This is a genomic window from Homoserinimonas flava (assembly GCF_054969005.1).
The window spans coordinates 111,297-138,111 of the sequence record NZ_JBUEQS010000001.1 but is presented as its reverse complement, the minus strand read 5'-3'; the positions used below and the strand labels follow the sequence as shown (position 1 = coordinate 138,111).

General features: G+C 66.2%; 25 protein-coding genes and 1 tRNA gene. 8 read left to right on the top strand and 18 right to left on the bottom strand.

All coding sequences use genetic code 11. From position 1 onward, the window contains the following. Window positions 1-187 precede the first annotated feature (187 nt). Both ACY48M_RS00640 and ACY48M_RS00635 read right to left on the bottom strand, forming a co-directional pair. Window positions 188-3,802, bottom strand: a complete 3,615-nt coding sequence (locus ACY48M_RS00640; protein ID WP_462818311.1) for a beta strand repeat-containing protein — start codon at window positions 3,800-3,802, stop codon at window positions 188-190. 136 nt (window positions 3,803-3,938) lie between these two features. Continuing rightward, window positions 3,939-4,547: a helix-turn-helix domain-containing protein gene (locus ACY48M_RS00635; RefSeq protein WP_462818310.1), complete on the bottom strand. Its 609-nt coding sequence runs from the start codon at window positions 4,545-4,547 to the stop codon at window positions 3,939-3,941. A 41-nt stretch (window positions 4,548-4,588) separates the two neighbouring features. Between ACY48M_RS00635 and ACY48M_RS00630 the strand changes: the two genes are divergently transcribed. Next, a complete protein-coding gene (locus ACY48M_RS00630) occupies window positions 4,589-5,596 on the top strand; it encodes an NAD(P)/FAD-dependent oxidoreductase (protein WP_462818309.1) in 1,008 nt (335 codons plus the stop codon). Next, window positions 5,593-6,258, top strand: a complete 666-nt coding sequence (locus ACY48M_RS00625) for an SAM-dependent methyltransferase (RefSeq protein ID WP_462818308.1) — start codon at window positions 5,593-5,595, stop codon at window positions 6,256-6,258. The genes ACY48M_RS00630 and ACY48M_RS00625 overlap by 4 nt, the downstream gene beginning before the upstream one ends. A 24-nt stretch (window positions 6,259-6,282) precedes the next feature. Here ACY48M_RS00625 and ACY48M_RS00620 read toward each other — a convergent pair whose 3' ends face one another. Together ACY48M_RS00620 and ACY48M_RS00615 are read right to left on the bottom strand one after the other, a co-directional pair. Beyond that, window positions 6,283-7,074: an SDR family oxidoreductase gene (locus ACY48M_RS00620; protein WP_462818307.1), complete on the bottom strand. Its 792-nt coding sequence runs from the start codon at window positions 7,072-7,074 to the stop codon at window positions 6,283-6,285. A gap of 353 nt (window positions 7,075-7,427) precedes the next feature. Beyond that, window positions 7,428-7,931 carry a hypothetical protein gene (locus ACY48M_RS00615; protein WP_462818306.1) on the bottom strand — a complete coding sequence of 168 codons (504 nt, stop codon included), beginning with the start codon at window positions 7,929-7,931 and terminating at the stop codon, window positions 7,428-7,430. Window positions 7,932-8,154: 223 nt separating this feature from the next. On the opposite strand from ACY48M_RS00615, the gene ACY48M_RS00610 reads away from it, so the two are divergent. Then, on the top strand, window positions 8,155-8,313 hold the full coding sequence (locus ACY48M_RS00610; RefSeq protein ID WP_462818305.1) for a hypothetical protein: 159 nt from the start codon (window positions 8,155-8,157) through the stop codon (window positions 8,311-8,313). 210 nt (window positions 8,314-8,523) lie between these two features. Next, a complete protein-coding gene (locus ACY48M_RS00605) occupies window positions 8,524-8,892 on the top strand; it encodes a hypothetical protein (RefSeq protein WP_462818304.1) in 369 nt (122 codons plus the stop codon). A gap of 108 nt (window positions 8,893-9,000) precedes the next feature. Here ACY48M_RS00605 and ACY48M_RS00600 read toward each other — a convergent pair whose 3' ends face one another. The 7 genes from ACY48M_RS00600 to topA all read right to left on the bottom strand — a co-directional run bounded on the left by ACY48M_RS00600 (window position 9,001) and on the right by topA (window position 17,127). Next, a complete protein-coding gene (locus ACY48M_RS00600; RefSeq protein ID WP_462818303.1) occupies window positions 9,001-9,810 on the bottom strand; it encodes a hypothetical protein in 810 nt (269 codons plus the stop codon). Window positions 9,811-10,092: 282 nt separating this feature from the next. Further along, window positions 10,093-10,168, bottom strand: a tRNA-Thr gene (locus tag ACY48M_RS00595). A 54-nt stretch (window positions 10,169-10,222) separates the two neighbouring features. Then, window positions 10,223-10,861 (bottom strand): TetR family transcriptional regulator, encoded by a 639-nt coding sequence (locus tag ACY48M_RS00590; RefSeq protein ID WP_462818302.1) that lies wholly within the window; start codon window positions 10,859-10,861, stop codon window positions 10,223-10,225. A gap of 70 nt (window positions 10,862-10,931) precedes the next feature. Next, complete coding sequence (locus ACY48M_RS00585; RefSeq protein ID WP_462818301.1) at window positions 10,932-12,461, bottom strand: alpha/beta hydrolase; 1,530 nt, start codon at window positions 12,459-12,461, stop codon at window positions 10,932-10,934. After that, entirely contained in the window at window positions 12,458-13,618 is a 1,161-nt protein-coding gene (locus tag ACY48M_RS00580; RefSeq protein WP_462818300.1) for a DNA polymerase III subunit delta', read from the bottom strand. The genes ACY48M_RS00585 and ACY48M_RS00580 overlap by 4 nt, the downstream gene beginning before the upstream one ends. Window positions 13,619-13,669: 51 nt before the next feature. Next, window positions 13,670-14,287, bottom strand: coding sequence for a dTMP kinase (gene tmk, locus ACY48M_RS00575; protein ID WP_462818299.1), 618 nt, complete (start codon window positions 14,285-14,287; stop codon window positions 13,670-13,672). Next, window positions 14,284-17,127, bottom strand: a complete 2,844-nt coding sequence (gene topA, locus ACY48M_RS00570) for a type I DNA topoisomerase (protein WP_462818298.1) — start codon at window positions 17,125-17,127, stop codon at window positions 14,284-14,286. The genes tmk and topA overlap by 4 nt, the downstream gene beginning before the upstream one ends. Before the next feature lie 204 nt (window positions 17,128-17,331). Between topA and ACY48M_RS00565 the strand changes: the two genes are divergently transcribed. Both ACY48M_RS00565 and ACY48M_RS00560 read left to right on the top strand, forming a co-directional pair. Continuing rightward, window positions 17,332-18,171, top strand: coding sequence for an alpha/beta fold hydrolase (locus tag ACY48M_RS00565; RefSeq protein WP_462818297.1), 840 nt, complete (start codon window positions 17,332-17,334; stop codon window positions 18,169-18,171). After that, the gene (locus tag ACY48M_RS00560) at window positions 18,168-19,352 is read left to right on the top strand and encodes a diguanylate cyclase (protein WP_462818296.1); all 1,185 of its coding nucleotides are present in this window, start codon (window positions 18,168-18,170) and stop codon (window positions 19,350-19,352) included. Before ACY48M_RS00565 ends, ACY48M_RS00560 begins: the two co-directional genes overlap by 4 nt. Before the next feature lie 39 nt (window positions 19,353-19,391). Here the strand turns inward: ACY48M_RS00560 and ACY48M_RS00555 are convergent, their stop codons facing one another. The 5 genes from ACY48M_RS00555 to ACY48M_RS00535 all read right to left on the bottom strand — a co-directional run bounded on the left by ACY48M_RS00555 (window position 19,392) and on the right by ACY48M_RS00535 (window position 22,458). Next, a complete protein-coding gene (locus tag ACY48M_RS00555; protein WP_462818295.1) occupies window positions 19,392-19,778 on the bottom strand; it encodes an Rv3654c family TadE-like protein in 387 nt (128 codons plus the stop codon). Beyond that, window positions 19,775-20,113, bottom strand: coding sequence for a TadE family type IV pilus minor pilin (locus ACY48M_RS00550; RefSeq protein WP_462818294.1), 339 nt, complete (start codon window positions 20,111-20,113; stop codon window positions 19,775-19,777). The genes ACY48M_RS00555 and ACY48M_RS00550 overlap by 4 nt, the downstream gene beginning before the upstream one ends. Continuing rightward, complete coding sequence (locus tag ACY48M_RS00545; protein WP_462818293.1) at window positions 20,110-20,421, bottom strand: DUF4244 domain-containing protein; 312 nt, start codon at window positions 20,419-20,421, stop codon at window positions 20,110-20,112. Before ACY48M_RS00545 ends, ACY48M_RS00550 begins: the two co-directional genes overlap by 4 nt. Window positions 20,422-20,596: 175 nt before the next feature. After that, on the bottom strand, window positions 20,597-21,262 hold the full coding sequence (locus tag ACY48M_RS00540; protein ID WP_462818292.1) for a response regulator: 666 nt from the start codon (window positions 21,260-21,262) through the stop codon (window positions 20,597-20,599). Then, entirely contained in the window at window positions 21,259-22,458 is a 1,200-nt protein-coding gene (locus ACY48M_RS00535) for a sensor histidine kinase (protein ID WP_462818291.1), read from the bottom strand. Before ACY48M_RS00535 ends, ACY48M_RS00540 begins: the two co-directional genes overlap by 4 nt. A gap of 188 nt (window positions 22,459-22,646) precedes the next feature. On the opposite strand from ACY48M_RS00535, the gene ACY48M_RS00530 reads away from it, so the two are divergent. Together ACY48M_RS00530 and ACY48M_RS00525 are read left to right on the top strand one after the other, a co-directional pair. Continuing rightward, window positions 22,647-23,345: an ABC transporter ATP-binding protein gene (locus tag ACY48M_RS00530; protein ID WP_462818290.1), complete on the top strand. Its 699-nt coding sequence runs from the start codon at window positions 22,647-22,649 to the stop codon at window positions 23,343-23,345. After that, complete coding sequence (locus ACY48M_RS00525; RefSeq protein ID WP_462818289.1) at window positions 23,342-24,643, top strand: ABC transporter permease; 1,302 nt, start codon at window positions 23,342-23,344, stop codon at window positions 24,641-24,643. Before ACY48M_RS00530 ends, ACY48M_RS00525 begins: the two co-directional genes overlap by 4 nt. A gap of 23 nt (window positions 24,644-24,666) precedes the next feature. Here ACY48M_RS00525 and ACY48M_RS00520 read toward each other — a convergent pair whose 3' ends face one another. After that, a complete protein-coding gene (locus tag ACY48M_RS00520) occupies window positions 24,667-25,596 on the bottom strand; it encodes a type II secretion system F family protein (RefSeq protein WP_462818288.1) in 930 nt (309 codons plus the stop codon). Next, window positions 25,593-26,717 carry a TadA family conjugal transfer-associated ATPase gene (locus tag ACY48M_RS00515; RefSeq protein ID WP_462818287.1) on the bottom strand — a complete coding sequence of 375 codons (1,125 nt, stop codon included), beginning with the start codon at window positions 26,715-26,717 and terminating at the stop codon, window positions 25,593-25,595. The genes ACY48M_RS00520 and ACY48M_RS00515 overlap by 4 nt, the downstream gene beginning before the upstream one ends. Between the last annotated feature and the right edge of the window lie 98 nt (window positions 26,718-26,815).

Genomic DNA, 26,815 nt, shown 5'->3' with positions numbered 1-26,815 from the left:
CCGCGGGGGGTACATGCTCAAGCGATTCGGGGTACAAATTGGCGGATTGTGCCCCGTACTGGGGCGTAATTGGGGGACAAATGTGAAATATTACCAAAGAATGGGGCTATGAGGCGCCGAGGATTCGTACCCCGAAATGCATGCCGCGGCGATGCGCGCCATCGCGAGCCGTCGCTACGAGGCGCGGCTACGAACGGCGGAGTCGGGCCGCGCCGCGTGCCATCAACCCGAGCAGGAGCAAACCGAGCCCAGCGAGGGCGAACGGCGTCGCATCCGAGCCAGTCAGCTGCAGCGCATTTGCACCCCCAGCACCCGCGGCGACCCCGGAGCCAGGAACGGTGGGCACGGCTTCAGCCGCAGCCACGGTGAGCGCGATCGTCCCGTCCGCACTGCCGAGACTGTTCGCGGCTGCGACCTGAAGCGTGAACGAACCGGCCGATGTCGGCGTGCCCGACACGGTGCCAGTGCCGTCACCGTTGTCGGAGAAGCGAAGACCGTCGGGCAGCCCCGTCACGGTGATCGTCGGACGCGGGAACCCGAGCGCTTCGACCTCGAACGACACCGCATCGCCGACCGTGGCCTGCTGCCGTGGGGCGGCGTCGACCGCTGCCGCCTCCTCGACCGTGAGGGTCAGGGAATGCTGCGTCGCGGCATTCGCGACGGACCCCGCACTCGCGAGCGCTGAGAACGCTGTGCCACTGAGCGCGACCGGCACCGTCTGACTCGCGCCGAGGAGCACGGTGTACACGCCACCGCTCCCCCGCTTCGCTGTGCCCGAGATGGTTGCGGTGCCGTCACCATTGTCGACGAGCGTCAGCCCCTCCGGCAGCGCGCCGCCCACGATCTCAAGGATCGGTACCGGGTAGCCGAATGTGGTGATGGTGATGGAGACGGGGGCGCCGGCGGTGACCTGATCGACGGTCGGAGAGGTGAACGATGCCTCTTCGTTCACAACGAGCTCCACCTGAAGCGACTGTGTGCCCGAGCCGTTGCTCGCGGACACCGTGAGCTGATAAACACCACCGGTGCCCGGTGCAGGAGCGCCGAGGAGACGACCGTCAGCCGCGAGCGTCACACCGTCCGGCAGATCACCGCTGACAACAGTGAACACCGGCGCGGGGAATCCTCCACCGGCAAGGGAGAGCGAGCCGGACTCATCGACCGTGAGCCGAAGCGGACCGGAGGTCGGCGCATCGATCACCGGCGCTTCGGTCACCGTCACGGTGAACGCCTGCGTGGATGATCCGAGCGCGTTCGTTGCGATGAGCTCGATCTCGTAGGTGCCACCGGTGCCCGCCTCGGGGGTGCCGGAGAGTGCCGCGGTGCCGTCGCCGGCATCGATGAGGGTCACCCCGGCGGGCAACGCGTCGCTCACGGTGATGGATGGCGCGGGGAATCCGCTCGCCACGATCGACGCCGACCCGGCCTCGCCGGCCGCGAAGGTCGCGCTCGACGTGCTGGTGAAGGCCGGGGCATCCGTGACCGAAACAGCAAAGGAACCACTCGACGCCCCCCACGTGTTCATCGCGAGCACGCTCGCGGCGCTCGACCCGAGTGTTGTCGGGGTGCCCGTGATGTGGCCGGCAGAGTCGATCGTCACGCCGGGCACGATGGTGCCGGCGGTGAAGGTCGGCGCTGGATAGCCGGATGCCACGAGCTGCAGGTCGACGGGCGTGCCGAGTTGCCACGTCTGGGCGCCGGGTGACGTGATCTGCGGCGACGCGCCGACGACAATCGAGATGGACGCCGTGTGCGAGCCGAGTGCGCTGTCGGGACTCGTGGCGACGACGACCACGTCGTGCACGCCGCCCGTGCCGGCCGCGGGCGTTCCTGTGATCGTCGCGCTGCCGTCGCCGAGGTCTGTGAAGACGAGCCCGCTCGGCAGGGTCGATCCCGACTGGAGCGCCAGGCTCGGCACTGGGTGACCCGCCGCCGTGATGGTCACCGGAGCAAGCGCGACGCCTTCGCGGCTGTTGATCGTTGGCGCAGCGGAGACGGTCGGTGCTTCGTCGATGACAAGCGCGATGACCTGTTCCGTGGAGCCGACACTATTCTCGGCGCGGACACGGACACTGTGTTCGCCGCCAGTGCCAGCCGCTGGACTCCCGCTGAGCACACCGGCAGAAGAGAGGGTGAGCCCCTCTGGGAGTGCGCCGACAACCGAGAAGGTGGGGGCCGGATAGCCGGCGGCCGTCACCTCGAAGGTACTGGCCTCTCCGACTTGAAGCGTGAGGTCGTCGGCGCTCGTGATCGACGGTGCGAGCGTCACCGTGAAACTCAGAGTCGCGCTCGCGGAGCCATGGGCGTTCGTTGCGGTCACCACGACGGTATGCAGACCGGCACCATCGCTCGGAGTTCCGGAGAGCACACCCGCTGTCGAAAGGCTGAGACCGGTCGGGAGTTCACCGTCACTGACCGCGACGGTCGGTATTGGGTATCCGCCGAGGGTGAGTGCCGCACTGCCGGCACTGCCGATCGTGAACGCCGCGCCGGCCGGAGCCGACACGGTCGCGGCCTCCGTCACGGTCACGGTGAGCGGCTCGCTGTCAGAACCGGCAATATTCGTCGCCGTGACAGTGGCCTGGTGGATGCCTCCACTCCCCGCCGCCGGCGTGCCCGAAACGACACCGGTACCCGACATCGTGAGCCCCTGCGGCAGACCCGTCGCCGACAGCGTCGGAGTCGGCACGCCCGTTGCGGCCGCCGAAGTCGATGCCGCCGTGCCGACATGGAACGTGGCATCCGGAAGTGCCGTGATGACGGGCGGCACCGCCTTCGTGAAGTTCACGACCGGGGCGGTGCGGGCGAGCGAAGACTGGCCCCAGCTGTCGAGGTACACCCCGGCGACAACGCCGAGGTTCACGGTGCCCGTCGAGGTGAGCGGGCCGACCGTGACACGGTAGTTCGACCCTTCTTGCACGAAGCCGGTGACGGTCGCGCCGCCCGCCGTGCTGCCATCGAGCGTGATGTCACTCGCGTCGAAGCCGCTCGGCGCGAGTTGGCGCCCGTCGGCGTAGAACCCGATCACGTAGTCGACGCTGGGCGTGCCAGCGGTGAGGATGTTCGTCGTCGCGGTCGAGATCGCGGGCGTGGGCGCTGCGGGGGCCGCACCACCCGTCGGCGTCGTGCGGATGACTTTGAGGGTCGTCGCAAGGGATGCCACCGAGTCGTAGTTGCTCGGGTACATGATGCTCACGGTGAGCGCGGTGACCCTGGTGAAGTCGGGCTGGGGGCTGAAGCAGGGCGGCCCGTCGACGCAACGGAAGTTCAGCACAATGTTGAACGCGCCGGTGTTGGAGATGCCCGTGTTGTAGGTTCCGGTGACTCCGTTCGCATCGGTGATCGTCGCCGTCACCGACATCGCCGTCTCACCGAGCATCTGCACGGGGGTGCGTGCGATGTCGTCGAACTCGAAGAAGAGCTGGGTGTTGTTGCCGCCAGCGGTGAGGTCACTCGACGCGAACGTGTAGGCCAGCCGCACGCCCGCCGCGGCGTTGCCGTTGCCGCCCGCCGTGATGAACGCGGCGCCGTTCGACTCGGTGAACGTTCCGCGCGCTGTGGTTGAGGTGCCAGCAGCCGGGAGGGTCGACACCGTGCGGGTGCCGTGCCGGGTGCCGTCGAACCCATCAATGATGACGGGCTGGCCGGCGGTGACAACGGCCGCAGCCGACACTGGCGCGAGCAGCAGGCCAGAGGCGACGAGCGCCAACGACACCACTGCGGCAAGGACGCGACGCGGATGACGGATGCGGGCACTGTCGTTCGGGCGCGACAAGACGATTTCGGGCGTGCGTGAATGCAAAGGGTAAGCCTCGGGTGTTCGGGATGATCCGTCGGGATACGGACCGTGTCTACGGTATCGAAATCGGACTCACCGGCGCTTGCCCCCGGACGGGGGTGGCGCCGGCCCGGTGTCGCTCGGCCGGAGATGCACTGGGCTAGTCACGGCCAGCGGGGCGCGCCCGGAGGTGGATGCGCTTGCCCTCCTTGCTAAAGATCGACAGCATCTCGACGGGCTCAGCGCCGGTCGCCGACAGCCAGTGCGGGAGGCGAGTGTCGAATTCGGCGGCCTCGCCGGGCCCGAGCGTCACCTCCTGCTCGCCGATCACAAGCCGCAGGCGGCCGGAGAGAATGTAGAGCCACTCCTGCCCGTCATGCACCTTGAGCTCGGGGACGACGGTCGCGCCTCCAGGGTTCGCCGGAAACGTGACCTTGTAGGTCTGCACCGGGCTCGACTCCGGAGAGAGCGTCTCGTACTGGGTCTCCCCTATGCGCTTCGTGGTGCGCGCCACCCGCGGATCGGGCGCCGCCCTGGGCACGATGTCGTCAAGCTCAAGTCGCAGCGCTCGCGCGATCGGCACGACGAGTTCGAGGTTCGGCGCCCGCTTGCCGGCCTCGAGACGCGAAAGTGTGCTCGACGAAATACCGGTCGTCCGCGAAAGCTCAGCGAGCGTCATGCTCCGCTTCTCGCGCCAGCTCTTCAGCCGCGGGCCGATGAGGGCGAGACTGTCGTCGTGCATGGGGCTCCGATCTTGCCAATTCGGCATTGATAGTTGCTATCAGCGTAGCAGTTGGGCACGCTGGAGGCATGACGAACGAAGCGCCTCGCACCGCAGCATCCGCCCCAGCACTCGACCCGGCTCGCTCCGACGAGCTCTGGGATGTCATCATCATCGGCGGTGGTGCCGCCGGGCTCAGCGCCGCCCTCATTCTTGCGCGCGCCCGCCGCCGCGTGCTCGTGCTCGATGCGCAGCAGCCACGCAACCGCTTCGCCCCGCACATGCACGGCGTGCTGAGCCGCGACGGTTACTCGCCGCTTGATCTCGTCGCCGACGGCTACCGTGAGGTGCGCGCCGTCGATGGCGTGATCGAGCACGCGCGCGTCACCGAAGCCCGCGCGACGGCGGATGGGTTCGAGGTCGTGACCGACAGCGGTGCTCGCGCCACCGCGCGCCGACTCATCGTCGCAACCGGCACCCGCGACGACCTGCCAGACATCCCAGGGCTCGCCGAGCAGTGGGGCCGCGGCGTCGTCGCGTGCCCCTACTGCGACGGATATGAAGCGGCCGGGCGAGCGATCGCTGTGCTCGCGGGGTCAGTGATGGGGCTGCACAAGGCGCACATGCTGCGGTCATACTCGGCCAACGTGACCGTGTTCACCGCGCTCACGGGCCCCATCCCTAAGCCCGAGCGGCTCGTGCTTGAAGCCCGCGGAATCCGGCTGGACGACCGCCCCGTTACCCATGTTGTCGTTGACGGCGACACCCTCACCGGGCTGGGCCTCGCCGACGGCACCGTCGCCCCAGTCGACGTCGTGTTCGCCGAGCCGATACCCGTCGCCCTCGACGCGCCGCTGCGGCAGCTCGGCGTCGACCGCACCGAGACACCCTTCGGCGAGTGGACCGCCGTCGACGCCTTCGGCAAGACGAGCGTCGACGGCGTCTGGGCGGTCGGAAACTCCGCAAACCCTGGGGCGCTCGTTCCCATCGCAGCGGGGGCCGGTGCCACCGCCGCCCTCGCCATCAACGGGGAGTTTGTTGCCGACGAGGTCGCCGCGGCATCCGCTCGCGTGCTCGACGCAGAAGGCACGTCATGACGCGCCCGGCGGATGCCCCGATCACCGACCCTGCGGAATTCTGGGAGGCGCGCTACATCGCGAACCGGGGTGACAGCGGTCAGGTGTGGAGCGGGCGGGTCAACGCTGCGGTCGAACACGAGGTCGCCGGCCTGACCCCCGGCAGCGCCCTCGAGCTCGGATGCGGCGAGGGCGGCGATGCGATGTGGCTCGCCTCACACGGCTGGACAGTCACGGCGATCGACATCTCGGCGAACGCACTCGCGGTCGCCGCCGAGAAGGCGACGCTGCGCGGGCTCGCCCATCGGATCAGCTGGGTGCGGGCCGACCTCGCCGAGTGGCGGCCGTCAGCGACGTTCGACCTCGTGACGGCCGCGTTTCTTCACTCCCCCGTCGAGCTCCCACGCGAAGAAATTCTGCGGCGCGCGGCCACCGCCGTGACCCCCGGCGGGCGACTCCTCATCGTCGGGCACGGCGGATTCCCGCCAGGGGTTGGCGGCGAACACGACCACGACGCCGTGCCGCTGCCAACGGCCGACGAGGTGCTCCAATCGCTCGAACTGCCCGAGGGCTGGGTTGTTGAGACGAACGGTGTCGTCGAACGGTCGGCCGTCTGGCATGACGGGACGACGGTGACGCTGAGCGACACCGTCGTGCGCGTGCGGCGCGAACTCGCCACCTGATCGCTCGGCCGACTCGGCCCGAACTCAGACCACGTGGTCAGCGGCGAACGCGTCCTCGATTCGACGGTGACGGTCCTTGACCGCGCCGAGGAGGTGACCGTGGGTGAGGATGTGCAGATCACCCCGGTCGACAGCGGCAACCACCGAACGACCAACATCGATCGGCTCAAGCGATTCACCAGGGGGAAGGTGCTCGGTGCGCAGCCGCGACACGACAGCACCGTCTGGCTTGTTCCGCGCGCTCTCAGCGAGATTGCTCCGCACCTGCGCTGGCAGCAGGACCGACACTTTGACGCTCGAATCCCGCGCGGCAAGATCACCGGCGACCGCCTCAGTCAGCCCGAGCACAGCCGCCTTTGAGAAGGCGTATGCCGCCATGCCGGGCGCATTGATGAGTGCACCGATCGACGCAGTGTTGAGGATGCGACCATTCGGCGACGTGCGTTCAATGATCGGCAAGAACACCTTCATGCCGTAGACGACACCCCAGCCATTGACATCCATCACCCAGCGGAACTCGTCGAGCGTGAGATTGTCGAACGAGTTGAGGCTGCCGACCCCCGCGTTGTTGCACAGGACATCGACTCGGCCATAGCGTTCCAGCACCCGCTCGGCGAGATTCTCAATGTCCTCAAGCTTTGACACGTCCACCCTGACGGCCATCACCCCGAGCTCCTCGGCGACCTGCGTGAGCGCCGGCTCTTCGACATCGGCGATGACCACATTCGCACCGGTTTCGAGATACGCCTTCGCGATCCCGTACCCGATTCCGGATGCGCCACCAGTGACGATGACGACACGTTCGCTTGTGCTCACAGTTCACCTCTCTCCGTGCGGTCGCCCGCACACCCGTAGTCGAGTGCACACTATGCGGGCGCATTCAGCAACTTGGGCATTGCGGGTTGCTGAGTTGCGGCAAGTAGCCCCGTGTGGAGCTATCCGGGGGCCATTTGACGCACGTCACCGAACTCGCGGAGAGAGGGGCCTGAAGTGGAGCCGCCTGTCAGAATCGAACTGACGACCTTCTCATTACGAGTGAACCGGAGCGCTTAGGCACTTATTTTTCTATGGTTGCAGGCCCGCGTTTCCGGTGCTCGAGGCACCGCGTGAAGGCTCCGGTTTCCGGCTAGGGGGGCGGATGGGGGGCGAATGCCAGCGCCCCTCTCCTGCTAGAAGACCTGCATTCCTCGCTCGCTGAGTTCTGACTTCTGCACCACGCCTGCCGGGGACTGCCAGTACAAGATCAGCGAGTAGCCGAGCCCGCCTCCAACTCGCCCAGAGTTCTTCACCTCTTCGAAGACGTTGATCCGGAACTGGCCTAACGAAGGAACCTCCGCCTCGGTGCCAGTGACTATGCCGAGGTGTCCTCCCTCCAAGACCAGCCGCCAGCGAACCGACTTGGCGGTGTCGACGCCGACGTTCGAAATGAGTATCTCGACTCCGCTGGGGAGCACGTTCGACTCCCACTCGACGTCATGAATCTCAGTGGCACGACCGTCTATCTTTTCTGCGAGGTTGTGCGCCGCGGTAGCGATCTCGTTGGCATCAGCTGAGATCATCACAGCGCGCTTGGAGTGCGAATTGGCTCGCCATGCCGCAAGCGCAGCCCATACAGAAGCAGCGACAGCACCCACTGCAATCCACTCGCTCGTCGTCACATCACCGATCTCCACGGGGCCGAGCCTATCCAGATAGTGTTCAAGCCTTGAATCCAGAAGCCCTAGCTGCAGCGACAACTGTGGCCGAAGTTATCGCGGCCACACTGGTTCGGCGGCAGGGTACGGAGAATCTGCTGGCGGGTTGGAGCAGAAACGGGCCGGCGCTACATATCCGTGAAATGTTCTCGGCATGGTGTCCGGGGGGGGGCATCGAGCGCATCTCTTGGGGAGAGTCAGAATGCCAGAAATCAAGAAGGCTGCCATCGACCAGTCGAAGCTGAACACCGACTTAGTCTTGCCTTATCCGTTACGGATCGACAACTTCACGTCAGCTATGCAGGGGCTGCTGAGGGTTCAGGCACTGATCACCACAGCGAAAGTGGTAACTAACCCATAGGGCAGGTCAAAGAGTCACCAAGACCTTCAGCAGTCCCCAGCGATGCAGACTCCGCAGGCGTCGCTCGAATGAATCGCATTCTCAGCGGCGGACCCTCCAGCATGGCTGGAGAAGTAGGCGCAACGCCGAAGGTCAGTATTCCGGAGGGACATACCCCGCATTGGACGGACTTCGCGATTTGTCCCGAGCAAGTCCTATTCCGTCTTCAACGTGATCAATCTGGGTTATCCCAAACGGAGTGATCACCTTCCGAATAAGGTTGTACGTCCGGTCAAATACGAGGGTCCCACGCACGGCAGGATCGCTGAGGTGCTGGACCGTTACGAGGATCGAATGATTTCCAAGCTCGTCGGCGAGGACTGGCTCAAACTCGTCGCCAGGGCGGCCCCAATGCGTCAGAACCTTGGGGAATGCGAAGTGCATTGGCCAAGGGGCTGGCTGCTCGAACGGATACGGCTGCGGTCCTTCCGGGAGAAAGGTTTGGCCACCCATGTGCTCAACGACGAGGTCACTTCCAAGCCGATGCATGAACCAAGCGCTCGCGATCCGATCGACCTCAACGTGAAATTCTTCCAATGAGCCGCCAGCTTGATGCGTGACTCTGGCATGAAATCGTTCGGGACCGCTGGACTCGAGAATCTCTCGGACCAAGCGAGACGAATCATGGGACATTCGCGCGTTTGCCATTTAGAAGATCCCGGCTTCTTCCCCATTTGGGAACTCGCATTGGTCACCGATTCCGGATGGCCAAGCCACGTTGTAGCACTGGAAACGCGGACTCATTTCGCCGCCAATGACAGGAATGTCGACGCCTTCGTCTCCATCGTGAATCATGCCAACTCCGAACTCAAGAGCAAATTTTGCCTCATGCCAGTGTGCTCGGCTTGTCGTGAGGTTGAAATTTATCACCGACGAGTTGTTGTTGACTTTGTACCAAACATGGCCGCGGCCGCTAGATGTTGGCGGCAATATCCCCTGCATCTGCCAGAAACGAACCAGGCCTCGCCCGCCAATGTGAATGTAGTCGTCATGGACGATCTGAGCCTGGACGGACGCCGTTGTCGACTGAAGATATGCGGTGTAGTTCGTGGTCACGTAGCGAGTCCACTCCCGCTCTCCAGTTTCGCCGTTCATTTTGGAGTATTGAAGCCGCCAGGAACAGAAGACCTCGATGTGGCTAACAATGTCACACCCGGTCTGGGGAGGGTCATCAGCCGTGTCGAAGGACCTCAACTCCCCCTCCTCAGATTTAACCTCGGTCTTCGACGGGTACGCCGACCCGTCTGACGTGTAAGCAATCACGGAAGCCATGTCATTGAAGCAGAGCGCAAACACGCGCTCAGAGGAGCTCAGAGAGTGTTCCATTCTGTAGTCCGGGATCATCTCGGCTGCTCTGTCAGCACATGCCTGTTCGACTGCCTGGGTTGGGTCAGCGCGAGCCGGTTCTGCCCCTTCAACCAACATGAGCGCAAGGACGCTCAAAATGGCCGTCGACATTGTTCGCAACTTGTTCAATTTTCCCCCAAGAAGTCTTTGTTTCCTCAGGCTGGCTTGTGCGCTCCAATCCGTCTAGTCGGCAGAAAGGGGGACCCCGCGTATTGACGAGAAGTACGTTAAGTTCGAATGCGGTGCCAAATTCGCGACCGCAGGGACTATCCGGGGCGAGACCTCAAGTTGGAGAGGCTGCGGTGGGTACCGATTGGAGACGGATTTCGATGCATGATTAGAAAGACGGGAATGCTCGACGGCCAAAATTGCTGCAGTTGCGGGCTTCCAAAGTGGAGCCGCCTGTCAGAATCGAACTGACGACCTTCTCATTACGAGTGAGATGCTCTACCGACTGAGCTAAGGCGGCGTGGGCCCGAGCAAGCTCGTGCGCACAGCATGAAAGCTTAGCCGATGCGCGCCCCTACTTCTGCCCAAAGAGCGCCCGCGCATCCGTGAATGCCGAGTGGATGCACTCACTCATGGATGTCGCACCGTCGAGGTCCACCCAGCGCATCCAGGCGCTGCGCACCACCCCGAATGCGGCGAAGGTCACGAGGCGTGCGTGCGACCTGATCTCGTCGGCATCGACGTCCCCATCAACGGGGGGCGATGCATCCGCTGTCAGTCGCTCTTCGACGATCGCGAGAAGCTCATACTCGAGCGTGCGTGTCGAGAGCAGCCGCCGTGCGGCGAGTTCAGGGTCGCGACTCGTGAGCTCCCGACGGAGGCGGTACACGTCACTGTCGGCCGGCACATCGTCGGTCATCGTCGCAAGCATCGTGGCAAGCCCGTCGACCAGGTCCGCGCCGGGCCCCGCGGTGACGAACCGCTCTCGGGCCTCGCCGGCCGGGAGCGACGGCACCGAACCGAGCAGAGCATCCTCTTTCGTCGGAAAATAGTTGAAGAACGTGCGCGCCGACACCTCCGCGCGATGGCTGATCTCCTCGACGGTGACTCCACTCCCCCGCTCGAGAACAAGCTGCAGCGCGGCGCGCTGGATCGCGATCCTCGTGGCGCGACGCTTGCGCTCCCGCAGGCCGGGCTCAGTCTCCGCAGTCATGCGCACATTGTTGCAGCAATGCAAAAGTGCAGCAAACTCCGCGGATGCGCAGGTTCAGCACGAGCACGGTTCAGCACAGGGGGTCGGATGCTGGCACAACGCCATCGATCAGGTAGCCGTCGACCGCATCGTTCACACACGAGTTCGACTTGTTGTACGCCGTGTGCCCCTCACCGTCGTAGGTGACCAACTGCCCGCTCTCAAGCTGATCTGCGAGCGCCACCGCCCATTTGTATGGGGTCGCCGGGTCATTCGTTGTGCCGACCACCAAGATCGGGTCAGCACCCTCGGCGGTGATCGGCTGCCGGTCGCGGGTCGGCTCGAACGGCCAGTCGTCGCACGACGTGCCGCCGTACGACATCTGCGGCCCGAACACTGGGGCCAGTTCGGCGAGTTCCGCCGCCTCGGCCGCGAGCGTCTCCCGCGTGCTCGTCGACGTGTAGTCGAGGCAGTTGATGGCGATAAACGCCTCGGTCGAATTGTCGGAGAACGTGCCATCAGCGTTGCGCGCGTAGTACGCGTCGGCGAGAAAGAACGCGACCTCGGCGCTGCCCGAATTGACGTCGGCGATGAGCTCACCGAGGTAGCTCCACGTCTCGGCGCTGTAGAGCGGCAGAATGACCGCGGTGAACATGGCGCTGCTGCCCAGCATCCGTCCGTCGTCTGCACGCAGCGGGCTCTCATCGAGCCGCTCGAAGATGCTCGCAAGCTCGTCCATTCCCTCATCGACCGTATCGCCGGAGAAGGGGCACTCTGAGGAGGTGAGGCAGTCTGCGAGATAGGCACGCATGGCGCTCTCGAACCCCTGCGCCTGCGTCGCCGTCACCTCAAAATCGGTCGTCGCCGGGTCGATGGCGCCATCAAGCACCATGCGGCCCACCTTCTCCGGGTAGAGGTCTGCATAGGTCGCGCCGAGCAGCGTGCCGTAGGAGTAGCCGAGGTAATTGAGGGTCGTGTCACCGAGCACCGCGCGCAGCATGTCGAGGTCGCGCGCAGCGCTCACAGTGTCGACATAGCCGAGCAGCTCCCCCGTGTGCTCGAGGCAGGCCGCACCGAACTCTGCACTGCTGCGCTCAAGGTCATCGATCCAGGCCTCGCTGCCCGTCTCGTTCGGAGAAAGCTCGTAGATGTAGTCCGTGAGCTCATCGGGGTCGTCGTAGCAGTCCACCGCCGAGGATGCACCAACACCACGGGGGTCGAAGCCCACCAGGTCGTAGTTCTCACGCACCTGGCCTGAGGTGGCAGAGGCGGCACTGCTCCGCACGAACTCGACACCAGACGCGCCGGGGCCGCCCGGGTTAAGGAGCAGCGACCCCAGTGCGTCGCCATCCGTTGACAGGCGGATCAGGGCAAGATCGATCGATTCGCGCTCCGGGTCTTCCCAATCGAGCGGTGCTTTCGCCGTGGCGCACTCGAAGCTGTCACCGCACGACTCCCACACGAGCACCTGGTCGTAGAACTCCTGCAGCTCCGGCGCCACCTGCTCACCCGTCGGGGTCGACTCGCGCTTGGTCGGCGATCCGGAGGCGAGAAAACACCCCGAGAGCAGCAGCGACGATGCCGCAATGATCGACACGATGACAGTGCGAAACGGTGTCACGAAGGGTCCTTTCGGGTGACGGCAACGAGCATCGCCTCAAGGGCGAGTGCCGGAGCCACATTGGATTCGATGCGACGGCGAGCGGTGGCGATCGCGTCGAGCACCGCGAGCGTTTGCTCCGGTCGCGCGGCATCGGCTGCGCGTCGCAGCTCATCGTGGATGCTCACGTTCACGAGGTCGATCGATGCACCGAGTTGCAGGAGCAGCACGTCGCGGAACAGCGACTGCAGGTCGACCATGATGCGGTCGATACCGTCACGGAGGCTCCTCGTCGCCCGGCGCTTCTGATCCTCCTCAAGCGACTTGAGCTGCGACCGCAGCGCCGGAGGGATGGTGCCACCCGGCTCGATCCCGAGCGAGCGAAGCGCACTCTCGCGCTCTTCGGCGTCGCGCTCCTCTGTGATCGCTTTCGCATCCTCGCCCGCGAGCTCGAGCAGTGTTGCGGCAGCGAGCACCGCCTCGCCCACCGAGCGGATGCCGAGGGCTGTGCGCAGCGTCACCTCACGTCGCCGACGAGCGTCGTCGTTGGTGGCAAGCCGGTGGGCCATGCCAATGTGGCTCTGCGCTTCGCGTGCGGCCTGCAGCGCACGGTCGGCGCTGACCCCGTCGCGGCGTTCGATGAGCCGCGCAACCTCAGCAACGGCGGGCACACGCAGCCGCACCGAGCGCACGCGCGACCGAATCGTGGGAATGAGATCTGCCTCACTCGGCGCACAGAGCAGCCACACGGTGCGCGGCGGCGGCTCCTCAAGCGACTTGAGCAGCAGGTTGGAGGTGCGCTCCGTCATGCGGTCGGCGTCTTCGATCACCATGACGCGGTAGCGCGCGACCGACGGCGAGAACTGGGAGCTCGCAACGAGCGTGCGCACCTCGTCGATCGTGATGATGACGCGCTCAGTCGTGAGCACCGCGAGATCTGGATGCGTGCGGGCGTCGACCTGCCGCCGAGTCACCTCATCGCCGTCGGGGTTGGTGCTGAGCAGCGCCGCCGCGAAGGCGTACGCGAGATTGGAGCGACCACTGCCTGGCGGGCCCGTGATGAGCCACGAGTGGGTCATGGCATTGTCGGTGGTGCCGGAGTCGGCAGCGGATGCCGCGGCGGCCCGAAAGACCTCGATGGCCTCCGATTGGCCGGTCAGCTCGTCCCACACGCTCATGGGCTCAAGCCTACGGTGACCCGCCGACCCGGCTCCCGCATCCATCAGCCGTCAGAGCAGCGCAGCGACGCGCTCGCGCACCGCAGCGGCCAGCTCGTCGACGGGGCGCGTCGCGTCGAGCACGAGGAAGCGTTCGGGTTCGGCCTCCGCGAGCGCAAGATAGCCGGCCCGCACTCTGGCGTGGAAGTCTGCCTTTTCGGCCTCGAGCCGGTCGAAGCGGGTGCGCGCCTCATCGAGCCGGGACCTGCCGACGGTCTCATCGAGGTCGAGGAGGATCGTGAGGTGCGGCAAGAAGCCTTCGGTTGCCCAGAGCGAGATGCCGCGGACTTCAGCACCGTCGAGCACCCGCCCGGCACCCTGGTATGCGACCGAACTGTCGAGGTAGCGATCCTGGATGACGACCTGCCCGGCGTCGACGGCCGGCCGCACCTTCGTCGCAATATTGTGCGCGCGGTCGGCCGCATAGATGAGGGCCTCAGCGCGCGGGGCGATGTGTCCGCGACGGTGCAACACGATCTCGCGCAGCTCGAGGCCGAGATCGGTGCCGCCGGGTTCGCGTGAGCGCACGACCGTGCGACCCTCGCCTTCGAGCCACGCCGCGAGCAGCTCAGCCTGCGTCGACTTGCCGGACCCGTCGCCACCCTCGAAGGTGATGAAGCAACCGGTCACGACTCCGTCGACTCCGACGGCAGCCCCGTCTTGGGCGCGGGGCGGCGCGAAGCCGCCTTCTTCACGGTCGTCGTGCCCGTCGCTTTCGCCGCCGCCGGCTTCTTGGCGGGTGCCTTCTTCGCGGGTGCTTTCTTTGCCGGCGCCTTCTTCGCGGCAGGTTTCTTCGCCGGTTTCTTGGCCGGCCCCTTCGCCCGCTTGTCGGCGAGCAGCTGCACTGCGCGCTCAAAGTCGACCTCTTCGACCGTCTCGCCGCGCGGGATGGTCGCATTCGTCACGCCGTCGGTCACATACGGGCCGAAACGGCCGTCCTTGACCTTGATCGGCTTGCCGCTCTCGGGGTCAGCATCAAACTCCTTCAGCGCGCTCGACGCCTTGCGGGCACCGTACTTCGGCTGCGCATAGAGCTCGATGGCACCGGCCAGGTCGATGTCGAAGATCTGGTCTTCGCTCGGCAGCGTTCGGGTGTCGGTGCCCTTCTTGAGGTATGGCCCGTAGCGACCATTCTGCGCGGTGATCTCTTCGCCCGACTCGGGGTCGAGGCCCACCACGCGCGGCAGGTCGAGCAGACGCAGCGCCGTCTCGAGGTCGATCGCTGCGAGGTCCATCGACTTGAAGAGCGACGCCGTGCGGGGCTTCGGCGCGGCCTTCTTTGCCGGCTTCTTGGCTGGCTTCTTCGTCTCGGATGCAGCATCCGTCACTTCGCCCGTCGCGGTGTCGACCACGACCTCCGCCTCGGGCTCTGGCTCGAGCTCGGTGACGTAGGGGCCGAAGCGGCCGTCCTTCGCGACGATGTGTTTGCCGTTGTCGGGGTTGACGCCGATGACACGGTCGACCGCGACAGGGGCGTCGATGAGCTCCTGCGCTTTGCCCGGCGTGAGCTCATCGGGGGCGAGATCCTGCGGCAGGTTCACCCGTCGCGGGGTCTCCGGCGTTTCACCCGGCACCTCGAGGTATGGCCCGTACTTGCCGATGCGGAGTGTGATGCCGTCGGTGATGACGATCGAGTTGATCTCGCGCGCATCGATCTCACCGAGGTTGTCGATGACGGTGCGAAGACCCCGGTGTTCGTCATTGCCGAAGTAGAAGCCCTTGAGCCATTCGACCCGGTTCTGCTCGCCGTCGGCAATGCGGTCGAGGTCGTTCTCCATCTCCGCGGTGAAATCGTATTCAACGAGGTCGCCGAAGTACTGCTCAAGCAGTCGAACGACGGAGAAGGCGATCCAACTCGGCACGAGCGCCGTGCCGCGGGGCGTGACATAGCCACGGTCGACGATGGTTGAGATGATCGCGGCATACGTCGATGGGCGACCGATACCGAGCTCTTCGAGCGTCTTCACGAGGCTCGCCTCGGTGTAGCGCGGTGGCGGGCTCGTCTCGTGGCCCTTCGGCTCCGCCTCGACCACCGTGAGCGCCTGACCCTCGGTCAGCGGCGGAAGCTTCGCCTCCTTCGCATCGGCGCTCGCGTTGCGATCTTCGTCGCGGCTCTCCTCATACGCCTGCATGAAGCCACGGAAGGTGATGACCGTGCCGGATGCGGCAAACTCGGCGACCGTGCCATCCGCCACCGTCGCCGTGATCGAGACTGACGCCGTCACACCCTTCGCGTCGGCCATTTGCGAGGCAACCGTGCGCTTCCAGATGAGGTCGTAGAGCTTCCAGTCGTTGCCGCGGAGCACACCCTCAAGCTCCGACGGTGTGCGGAAGGTGTCACCCGACGGGCGGATCGCCTCGTGCGCCTCCTGCGCGTTCTTGCTCTTGCTCGCATAGGTGCGCGGCTTCTCGGGCACCGTGTCGGCACCGTAGAGGGCCTTCGCCTGCGAGCGCGCCGCCGCCACCGCCTGCTGCGAAAGGTTGAGCGAGTCGGTGCGCATATAGGTGATGTAGCCGTTTTCATACAGCCCCTGCGCCACGCTCATGGTCTGGCGGGCCGAGAAACGCAGCTTGCGCGCCGCCTCCTGCTGCAGCGTCGACGTGCTGAACGGGGCGGCCGGTCGCCGCGTGTACGGCTTCGACTCAAGCGAGCTCACAACGACGGATGCTTCGGCGCTCCGCAGCGCGTCGGCCAGGGTGGTGGCCGACGCCTCGTCGAGGGTGCGCACTCCGGCCTTCGCGACACCACGGTCGTCGAAGTCGCGGCCGGTCGCGATGCGTTCGCCGTTGATGCGCACGAGGCGGGACTCGAACATCTGGCCTTCGCTCTGCGGGGCAAGCTGCGCGGTGAGGTCCCAATAGGTGGCGGCGACGAAGGCGAGACGTTCGCGCTCGCGGTCGACGACGAGTCGGGTCGCGGCAGACTGCACGCGGCCGGCGGAGAGCCCCGGCCCGACCTTGCGCCAGAGCACCGGGGAGATTTCGTAGCCGTAGAGGCGGTCGAGGATGCGGCGGGTCTCCTGCGCGTCAACAAGCGCGGTGTCGAGGTCACGGGGGCTCTCCTGCGCACGCTGGATCGCCTCCTTCGTGATCTCGTGGAACACCATGCGCTTGACGGGCACCTTGGGGTTGAGCACCTCGAGCAGGTGCCACGCGATAGCCTCCCCTTCGCGGTCCTCATCAGTTGCGAGGTAGAGCTCGTCGGCGTTCTTCAGTGCGCGCTTGAGGTCGGCGACCGTCTTCTTCTTCTGGTCGGAGACGACGTAATAGGGGAGGAAGTCATTCTCGACGTCGATGGAGAATTTGCCGAGGGAACCCTTCTTCAGCTCGGGCGGAAGATTGCGGGGCTCGACGAGGTCACGGATGTGCCCAACCGAGGCCTGGACCTCATATCCATCACCCAAATACTGGGCAATGGTCTTCGCCTTCGCCGGGGACTCGACGATGACAAGCTTCTTGGTTCCGGACACCGGACTCCTCGCACGATTCGCAACACCCGGGCAGCTGTCGCTGCGCACCGGTCTCCGGCCACAGTCATGGGCCGACAACCGACACCATACACAGAGAATCCTTGGCATCCGTTATCCGCAGCATGCAACAGTGGCACCGATAGGGTCGATATGAATGGGGAGGAGGCACGGGCCGCCATTGCTTTGCGGCGGGCCCGCAGCATTATGAGCGACGTCAACACCACTGTGCACGACATCACTCCGGCAGCATCCGTAGTCTCGCGGCGACACGCGATCACCGAGTATGGAGACCCGGATGCCCCGGCGATCGTATTCGCACACGGCTACGGCACGAGCCAGCAGATGTGGCGCCTTGTCGCCCCCGCCTTCGCCGACCGCCACCGCGTCGTGCTCTTCGACCATGTGGGCTCCGGCCAGTCGGACGTCTCCTCCTATTCGACCGAGCGCTACGACTCGCTCGATGGCTACGCGAGCGACCTGCTGGAGATCATCGGGGCGCTCGGCCTGCGCGACGTCACCTATGTCGGGCATTCGGTGAGCGCCATGATCGGCGTGCTTGCGTCCGGGCGCGACCCCGAAGCGATCTCGCGCCTTGTGCTGCTCGGCGCATCGCCGCGATACATCAATGACGGCGACTATGTCGGCGGGTTCGATGCCGCCGATGTGGATGCCCTGCTCGAGGCGATCGAGGCGAACTATTTGGGGTGGGCCGTGGCGATGGCGCCGACCTTCGTGGGCGACCCTGAGCATCCGGAGATCGTCACGGAGCTCACCGAGAGCTTCACGCGGGCCGACCCGGCGATCGCGAAGCATTTCGCGAAGGTGACCTTCCGTTCGGATGTCCGTGACCGGCTCGGCGAGGTCACAGTGCCGAGCCTGATCCTCCACTCGGTCGATGATGCCGTCGCACCGCAGGAGGTCGGCGACTATCTCGCGGCGCACATCCCCGGCAGCCGTCGCGTGTGGCTCAACACGGCCGGCCACTATGCGCATCTTGCAAATCCGAGCGAGATCGAGGCGCACCTTCTGGAGTTCACCGAGTGACCGACGACTGGATCGTGGATGATCTCGCTCGATCCGCGCCGTGCGGCCTGCTCGCCATGACGAACGACGGCATCGTGCTCGCCGCGAATGCGAGGTTCGTGCAGCGCACCGGCCGCGAAGAATCCGATGTCGTCGGCGAGTATTTCGTGCGACTGCTCACGCGTGGTTCGCGCCTCTACTATGAGGCCCACTTCGAGCCGCTGCTGCGACTCAACGGCGAGGTCAACGAAGCGGTGCTGCATCTTGCCAGGCCGGGGCTCGAACCGCAACCAGTGCTCGTGACCGCGGCGATGGATCGTTCTGGCGAAGTGCCGATCATCCGGACCGCCGTCTTCGATGCGACAACGCGCGTCGAGTATGAGCGTGACCTGCGCGATGCACGCCGCGAAGCCGAGGAGTCGCTCCGCCGGGTGACCGTGCTTGAGCGCGCAGCGTCGGCGCTCACTTCGGCGACGACGACGGATGCGATCGAATCGGCGCTCGCCCACGCTGCATCGAGCGCCACCGGGGTTGCCGCGACTGCGCATCTCGGCCCAGACCCAGAACATTTGGTGTCCTGGGAATTCGAGGGCGCCATCGAGATCGATGAGCACCTCGATGCGCTGCTCACGGCGCTTCGCCAGCAGGCGGCCCTCGTGCTCGATCGCGTGCGCCTGCTCGAGCGCATCGAGCATCAGGCGATGCACGACGAACTCACGGGGCTGCCGAACCGGGTGCATCTCATGACGCGACTCGCCGAGGCCGTCTCGTCGGCACATCGTCACGGGACTCCCCTGTCGGTGCTGTTTCTCGACCTCGACGGGTTCAAGGCGATCAACGACACGCTGGGGCATCCGGCCGGCGACACCACGCTGCAGGTCGTCGCCGAACGCTTCACCGCCGCGGTGCGCACAGAGGACGTCGTCGGGCGACTCGGTGGCGACGAGTTCGTGGTGCTGTGCGAGCAGACGGATGCCGACGCCGCGATGGCGGTTGCGACCCGTCTTTGCGAGGCGGCGGCCGACCCGCTGCCGGGTGAACTCGCGAACTCGGCAATCTCGGCGAGCATCGGCGTGGTCACCGGGCAGCCCCGAGCGGATGCTCCCGAACCGTTCACGGCAGAGCAGCTCGTGCAGCTCGCCGACACGGCGATGTATGAGGCGAAGCGCGGGCGCCACGGCATCCGCACCCGCCAGGCATAGCGCGAGGCGCTCTCTCGATCCCACTCACTCGGTCCCCACTCATTGCGCACCGGGCGGACCAGCTGTCGCGACGGCCGTGACGCTGGAGAACCCGCTCGGGCGGCTCACGCTGACGGTCACCACGAGATCATCGATGGTGCAGCCCGTCAGCGCTGCCGCGTTCGCCTCGGCGGTCTGTGCCGCATTGGCGCATGCCTCACCGGGAATGATGCCGATCACAGTGTCGGCTGCGGCGAGCGCCGCGGCATCCGCTGCGGATGCCGCACGCCGGCGGTCGAGGTGGGCCGCTGCGAGCGGTGCCGAGAGCAGCGCAAGCATCATGACGGCGGCGATGATCCCGACGACGAGGATCGAACCGGCACCCCGCTCGGATTGCGCGGCGCTCGACACCCGGCCGTGCGTCCTCTCTCTCGCTTGCGCGTTCATGCAGGTCCCTCGAGCGCACAGGCAGCACCGCTCACGGTGAACGGGATCGCTGCGACACTCCCCTCGATGACCGCGCTCGCGCAGACGAGTCCATCGCGCCGGCTGAAGCTCACGCTGACCCCCGCCGCCACCGCCGAGGCCCGTGCCGCGGCGACCGCTTCGCCATCCCCGCGTGCAGCGGATCGCGCTGCGACCGCCGCCGCATCGTGCGCGAGCATTGCCTGCATGCCGACCCGCACGCCGCCAAGGCACGCGGCGAGCACGACGATGACGGCGGGCAACGCCACGACGAGCTCAGCGGTGACGCTGCCCCGTTCGCGCCCGCGGAGCATCACCCGCCCGAGGTGAGGGCGCTCTGCACGAGGTTCGTGAGAATGCTCCTCACCTCGTCGCTCCGCATGATCACGACGAGCAGGCCGGCAAACCCCACCGCCGCCATAATCACAATTGCATACTCAGCCGTCGCGGCGCCGCATTCGCGTGCGGCCCACCAGCGGCGGCGAAGGCGTTGGCGCAGGTGTCGGCGGCGCGCGGTGCGCGCGGGTGGCGCCGCAGCATCCGCATCGTGAGGGGGCCCGGCGGCATTCTCTTTCGCCGACCGAAGCCCCGCCGTGCGGCCGGTGATGCTGATGATCTCGTTCATGGCATTCCTCTCAGGCCCGAAGGCGTCGCGTGTTGCGCGAGCTGCGCGACTCCCACCCTCGCCGGTTCGGGTCCGGTGCGGCGGCCTCGACCGCCGAACGGTGCAGAGGGTTCAGCCGTGCGGCCTGTGGACGAGCCGACGGCCACGAACACGGGCCACAAACGAGAGGCGCGGGCTACCCTCCCGGCGCGAGCAGCCCTGTTTCGTACGCGATGATCACCAGCTGGGCGCGATCGTGCGCGTGCAGCTTCGTCATCACCCGATTCACATGCGTCTTCGCGGTGTGCGGCGAGATGAACAGCTCGTCAGCAATCTGCTGATTCGATCGGCCCCGCGCCACAAGCAGCAGCACTTCGCGTTCCCGCTCGGTCAGCTCGGCCAACTCCGGAATCTCCTCACGGGGTGGCTGCGCCGGAACGTTGAGGTAGCGCGTAATGAGACTGCGGGTGGCGTTCGGCGAGAGCAGCGCGTCGCCAGCATGCACCGCGCGCACCGCCCGCACAATCTCATCGGGTTCCGCGCCCTTGCCGATGAAACCGCTTGCCCCAGCACGGAGCGCCGCCAGCAGATGCTCATCCTCTTCGAACGTGGTCAAGATCAGCACCCGCGAATCGGCGAGATCAGGGTTTGCGCGGATGATCTCGGTGGCTGCGATGCCGTCGACTCCGGGCATCCTGATGTCCATGATGATCACATCCGGATGCACGGCCTCTGCCTGAGCGACGGCATCCGCTCCATCGACAGCGACGCCGACGACCGTGACGCCATCCTGACCGCTGAGGATGTCGTGCACGGCTTGGCGGATCAGCGCCTGGTCATCGACGATTAACACTCGGGTCATCGCGGATCCGCCTCGTTCAGCGGCAGCGTGGCGCTCGTCTTCCATCCGCCTGGCGCCGGACCCGCCTGCACCACCCCGCGAACAGAGCTGACGCGCTCACGAAGCCCGATCAATCCGACCCCTGAGACTGGCGCACCGCCGCCCGAGAACTCGGCGACCGGGTTGGTCACGACAATCTGCACCGCCTCCGCCGTGACGGTGACGAGCACACGTGCGCGGTGTTCGACGCCATGCTTGTGCGCGTTCGTCAGCGCCTCCTGAATAACCCGATACGCCACGAGCCCGACCGCCCCCGAAACCTCGCCCAGCTCACCCTCGATGCGGACGGTCACCTCGAGCCCGCTCGCGCGGAACCCGTCAGCGAGTTCGTCGAGCTGATCGAGCCCGTACTGCGGAGGCATAACCGCACCATCGGCATCGTCGGCGCGAAGCATCGACAGCAGGTTGCCAATCTCGCCAAGCACGGTGCGGGCGGCCTGCCGGATGGTGCCGAGCGCCTCCTTTGCCCGCTCTGGATTGTCGTCGAGCGCCGATGACGCCACCCCGGCGTTGAGGCTGATCACCGCGATCTGGTGCGCGACCGCATCGTGGAGGTCGCGAGCAAGTCGGAGTCGTTCCTCCGTCACCCGGCGACGCGCCTCCGCGTCGCGGGTCTGCTCGGCACGCTCGGCACGCTCGGTGATCGCCGCAATGTATGCCCGGCGTGACCGCGCGCCATCCCCAGCGGCCGCCGCGAAGGCGACCGCGAAGACGACCTGCACAACCCGGGGATCGGAGACGCCCTGCACTGCCGAAGGGAGGATCGCCACGAACACAACCACGACCGAGATCCCACCGATGATCAGTGTGCGGCGGCGCGTCGTGCGGTTCGCGACCCCGAACATGGCGATCGTCACCGCGAGCGCGATCCCTGGTGACAGCAGCCCGAGCCACGCACCCACACCGAACAACGTCAGGCACACCGCGAGCACCCCGACGGGCCATCGCCGGCGCAGCGGAAGGGCCACTGCTGGCGCAATCACCAGAATCGTTGTCGCCCACCCATCTGGACGAAGCTCATCGAGCGGAAACGGCGCCAACGCGAACGCCACGATCAGCGTCGCCGCGAGAAGGTCGCCAATCCACGGCGGCATGACCTGATGCGGCGGCGACGGCACGTCGACGACCGAGTCTGCTCGGCTCCCGTCGCGGCTCATCCTCACAGTCTGCCGCGCATCCGCCCGTTCACGAGTCGCCTTCCCGCGGGATCAAGAGATACCGCAGGCGCAGTACACGAGTGACCGCGCCTGCGGGACGCGGGGCAAGGGCGTGACGGGAAGAGTGAAGTCACCCCGAACGATCGCCGTCCCGAGCATCCATCTCCCGAGCATCCAGGAGCACCCACATGAGCACCCCGATCATCACGGCGGTGGACGTGCAGAAATCGTACGGCCGAGGCCACACCAAGTTCGACGCCCTCAGAGGGGTGAGCTTCACGATCACGAAAGGCGAGTCGATCGCGATTCTCGGCAAGTCGGGTTCTGGCAAGTCCACGCTTATGCACATCCTCGCCCTCCTCGACGCACCCTCCAGCGGTCGCATCACGCTCGAAGATGTCGACACCCGCACGCTGAAGGGCCGGAGACTGAACCGCACGAGAAACAAGACATTCGGGTTCGTGTTTCAACAGTTCTTTCTCATCCCGAACGCCTCCGTGCTCGACAACGTGACGTTGCCGCTGAAGATCGCCGGTGTCCGCGCCGCCGAACGTCGGCGCCGCGGGCTCGCGACGCTGGAGCAGCTCGAACTCGCCGACAAGGCGAAAAACAAAGCCGTCAACCTTTCGGGTGGCCAGAAGCAGCGTGCCGTGATTGCCCGCGCCCTCGTCAACAACCCGAGCATCATTTTCGCCGACGAACCCACGGGAAACCTCGACTCGAAGACCGGCGCCGTGGTCGAAGACATCCTTTTCGCCCTCAACCGCGAGCACGGCATCACGCTCATCATCGTTACGCACGATGAAGACCTCGCGTCACGCTGCGACCGGCAACTCCGCATCAGCGACGGACTCCTCATCGAGGACACACGGGGGGTGGCGGCATGAGAACCACCGATCTTGTCTCGTCGGCGATCGCCAACACGTTCCGCTCGAAGACGCGCACCGCGCTGACCATCGCGTCGATCTTTATCGGCGCCTTCACGCTGGCGATCACCAGCGGCCTCGGCACCGGCATCAACAACTACATCGACACGACCGTCTCCGGCATCGGTGCTTCCGACACCATGACCGTCACGAAGGCGAGTGAGACTACCGCCGACGCGTTCGCTGGCGACAGCGGGCCGGCAGAATATGACCCCGACTCGGTCTCGACCGGCGTTCCTGGCGTGAGCGTCACGACCCTCACCCCCGACGACATCGAGACCATCAGCGACATCGACGGGGTGGAGCGGGTCGACCCGGAGCGCACCATCACCCCCGACTTCATCCAGCTCGACGATGGCACGCAGTACACGGCGAGCGTCGACAGCCTTGCAGAGGGCCAGACCACCGTCCTCGCCGAGGGCGACGACCCTGACAACGACGCTGCAGAGTTCGAGGTCGCCCTGCCGCAGTCTTACGTCGAGCCCCTCGGGTTCGACAGCGACGCCGATGCCATCGGACAGACGGTCACGATCGGCATCTCGGATGCACTCCGCACCGAGCATCTCGTCGAGGCGACTGTCGTGGGAGTCACGGAGGAGGCGCTCGCGTCGACGACCGGCTCGAGCGTGCTCGTCAACACTGCGCTGAATGACGCCCTGTTCGATGCGCAATCCACGGGGATCCCTGCCGAGGAGGCCGACAGGTATGCCTCAGCGAACGTCTGGTTCGCTGCCGATGCAGACGACGAAGCGGTCAGCGCGCTGAAGGAGCGGCTTGCAGATGCCGGGTTCACCGGCACGACGACCGCCGATCAGTTGGGCATGGTCACCTCAGTGATCGACGGAATCGTGCTCGTGCTCAATGCCTTCGCCGTCATCGCCCTGCTGGCAGCCGCGTTCGGAATCGTCAACACCCTCTACATGTCCGTGCAGGAACGCACTCGCGAGATCGGCCTCATGAAGGCGATGGGCACCGGGAGCGGCAAGGTGTTTGGCCTTTTCAGCCTCGAGGCGACCTTCATCGGGTTCCTGGGCTCCGCGATCGGGGCGCTCGCAGCGATCGCTGCCGGCACCGCGCTGAGTTCCGTGCTCTCACAGACGCTGCTCTCTGATCTGCCTGGGCTCTCACTGATCGCCTTCGACCCGGTCTCGATTGCCAGCATCATCCTGCTTGTGATGGCGATCGCCTTCCTCGCTGGAACCCTGCCCGCTGCACGAGCGGCGAATGCCGACCCGGTTGAGTCGCTTCGGTACGAGTGACGAATCGGCACGGTGTGCGCGACCTACGAGGTGACGGTGCCGGCGATGACGGCGACCATGAGCGGGATCACGCCGAGCACCATGAAGGAGGGCAGCACGCACAGGCCAAGGGGCAACATGAGCTTGACCCCGAGCGTCGCAGCCTGTTTCGCGCCGTTGCTGCGCGCCTGTCGTCGCTGCTGCTGGGCTTCGGCGCGAAGCAGCGCGGCCGCCGGGACCCCAGCACGGCGCGAGAGATCGAGGGTGGCGTCGGCGGAGTCGCCGAGCGCCTCCGCGAGGCCGCAGTCGGCGAGCGCCCTCTCGACCGCACGACTGCAGCGGTCGAAGGCACCCCCGCCTGACACCGAGACCGCGAGCAGGTCGAGCTGGAGCCCAGGCGACACGACGGTGCGGCGCGCCGCCGCGATGAGTCCACGGTTCCATCGACGTGCGGCCAAGAGCAGCGCCGCACCGATCCCAAGGCACGCCCAACCGATCGGGTTGGTGGCGAGCACACCGAAGGTGTCGAACCCGAGGGCGGCACCGAAGAGCACACCGACCACTGGGAGCACCATCACGAGCCGAGCGGTCGCCTCCGGCGCGGCGAGCGCTGCGGCGGTCTCTCGATACACCTGGTCGACATCTCGAAGGCTTTCGGCGACCGAGGTGAGTGCGAGCGAGATGGGCGCCCCGGCCTCGGTAGCGACCAGCCACACTGCGGCGACTCCGCGCCACGCGGACGCCTCCGTCGGCGCACACGCCGCCGCCGCGTCCAAGAGCGACTGCGCGATCGGCACGCCGTCGCCGATGCGCGCTGCGACAGCAATCACGGCGCGGGGTGCATCCGGTGATGCCGCGACATGGTGCCAGGCCGACGCTGGCGCAGTGCCCGCTTCAAGCATCACGCTGAGCCGGTGCACGATCGTGGCGACCGCGGCGACCTCTGTCTCGCTCGACTGACCTCCCGTGCTCACTCCGCCACCGCGCGCTCCACGACCATCGCCAGTCGGTCACGCTCGTCGAGCGTGAACCTGCCGATTTGCTCGAGCTGGCGTCTGCCGTGCCGGCGCGAGACATGCAGCACGGCGCCGATGGCGCTCACCGCTTGGCGCGCGACGGCGTCCGGGGTCAACCCAGCGAGAGCGCCGAGGGCCTCCAACCGCGCGGGAACGTCGGCAAGCGAGTTTGCATGAATCGTGCCCGCGCCGCCGTCGTGCCCGGTGTTGAGCGCGCTGAGAAGTTCGCGGATCTCGGCGCCACGACACTCCCCCAGCACGAGCCGATCCGGGCGCATGCGCAGTGCCTCCCGCACGAGTCGCTCGAGCCCGATTGCGCCGGCACCCTCGATGTTCGCCTGCCTCGCTTCGAGCGACACGAAATGCGGATGCGACACCCTCAGCTCACCGACGTCTTCGATCGCGATGATGCGATCACCCGGTGCGGCCGCGCCGAGCAGCGCTCCCAGCAGTGTCGTCTTGCCGCTGCCACCGGCGCCACTGATGAGCAGGTTCTCGCGGGAGTCGACAAGCGCGCGCACCCGCTCGACGGGAACGGCGTCGAAGAATCCCGCATTCGCAAGCTCAGTGAGCCCCAGCCGCTGACGACGCGGAATGCGGATCGACAGCAACGTGCCGTGGGGCGAGATTGGGGGAAGCACTGCGTGCACTCTGATGCCGTCGCTGAGGCGAACATCGACGCACGGGCTGGACTCATCGATGTGCCGACCGCCATGCGCAACGAGGGACACCACGAGCTCGCGCAGTGCCCCGTCACCCAGCAACAGCGGCGCCGCGGCGACCGCGCCGTCGCCGCGGTCGACCCAAACGGCGCCCCGCGCAGCGACGAACACATCTGTCACGGTCGGGTCGGCAACATACGCGGCGAGCGGTCCGAACACAGTGGTGTCGCGGTATGCGCTTGGAGCCGACGCCACCGTGCCAATGCCGGCACCATGTCGCGCACTCCAGGCACCGCTCTCGCCGCTGCGTCGCGGCACGAATCGCTCGCCCGGTGTTTCCCTTTGTCGTTCGGTGGCGGGGGCCCAGACGCTCTCACGCTCCGGGGCAACGGGCTCGGTCGTGGGCTGCAGCATCATGCCAGCGACGATAGTGACGCGTGCCATAGCATCCGCAAGTGACTTCTGAGTGGGTGCGAGCTGCGGCGAACCCGCGCCTGTGGAGGAGACACCCAGAG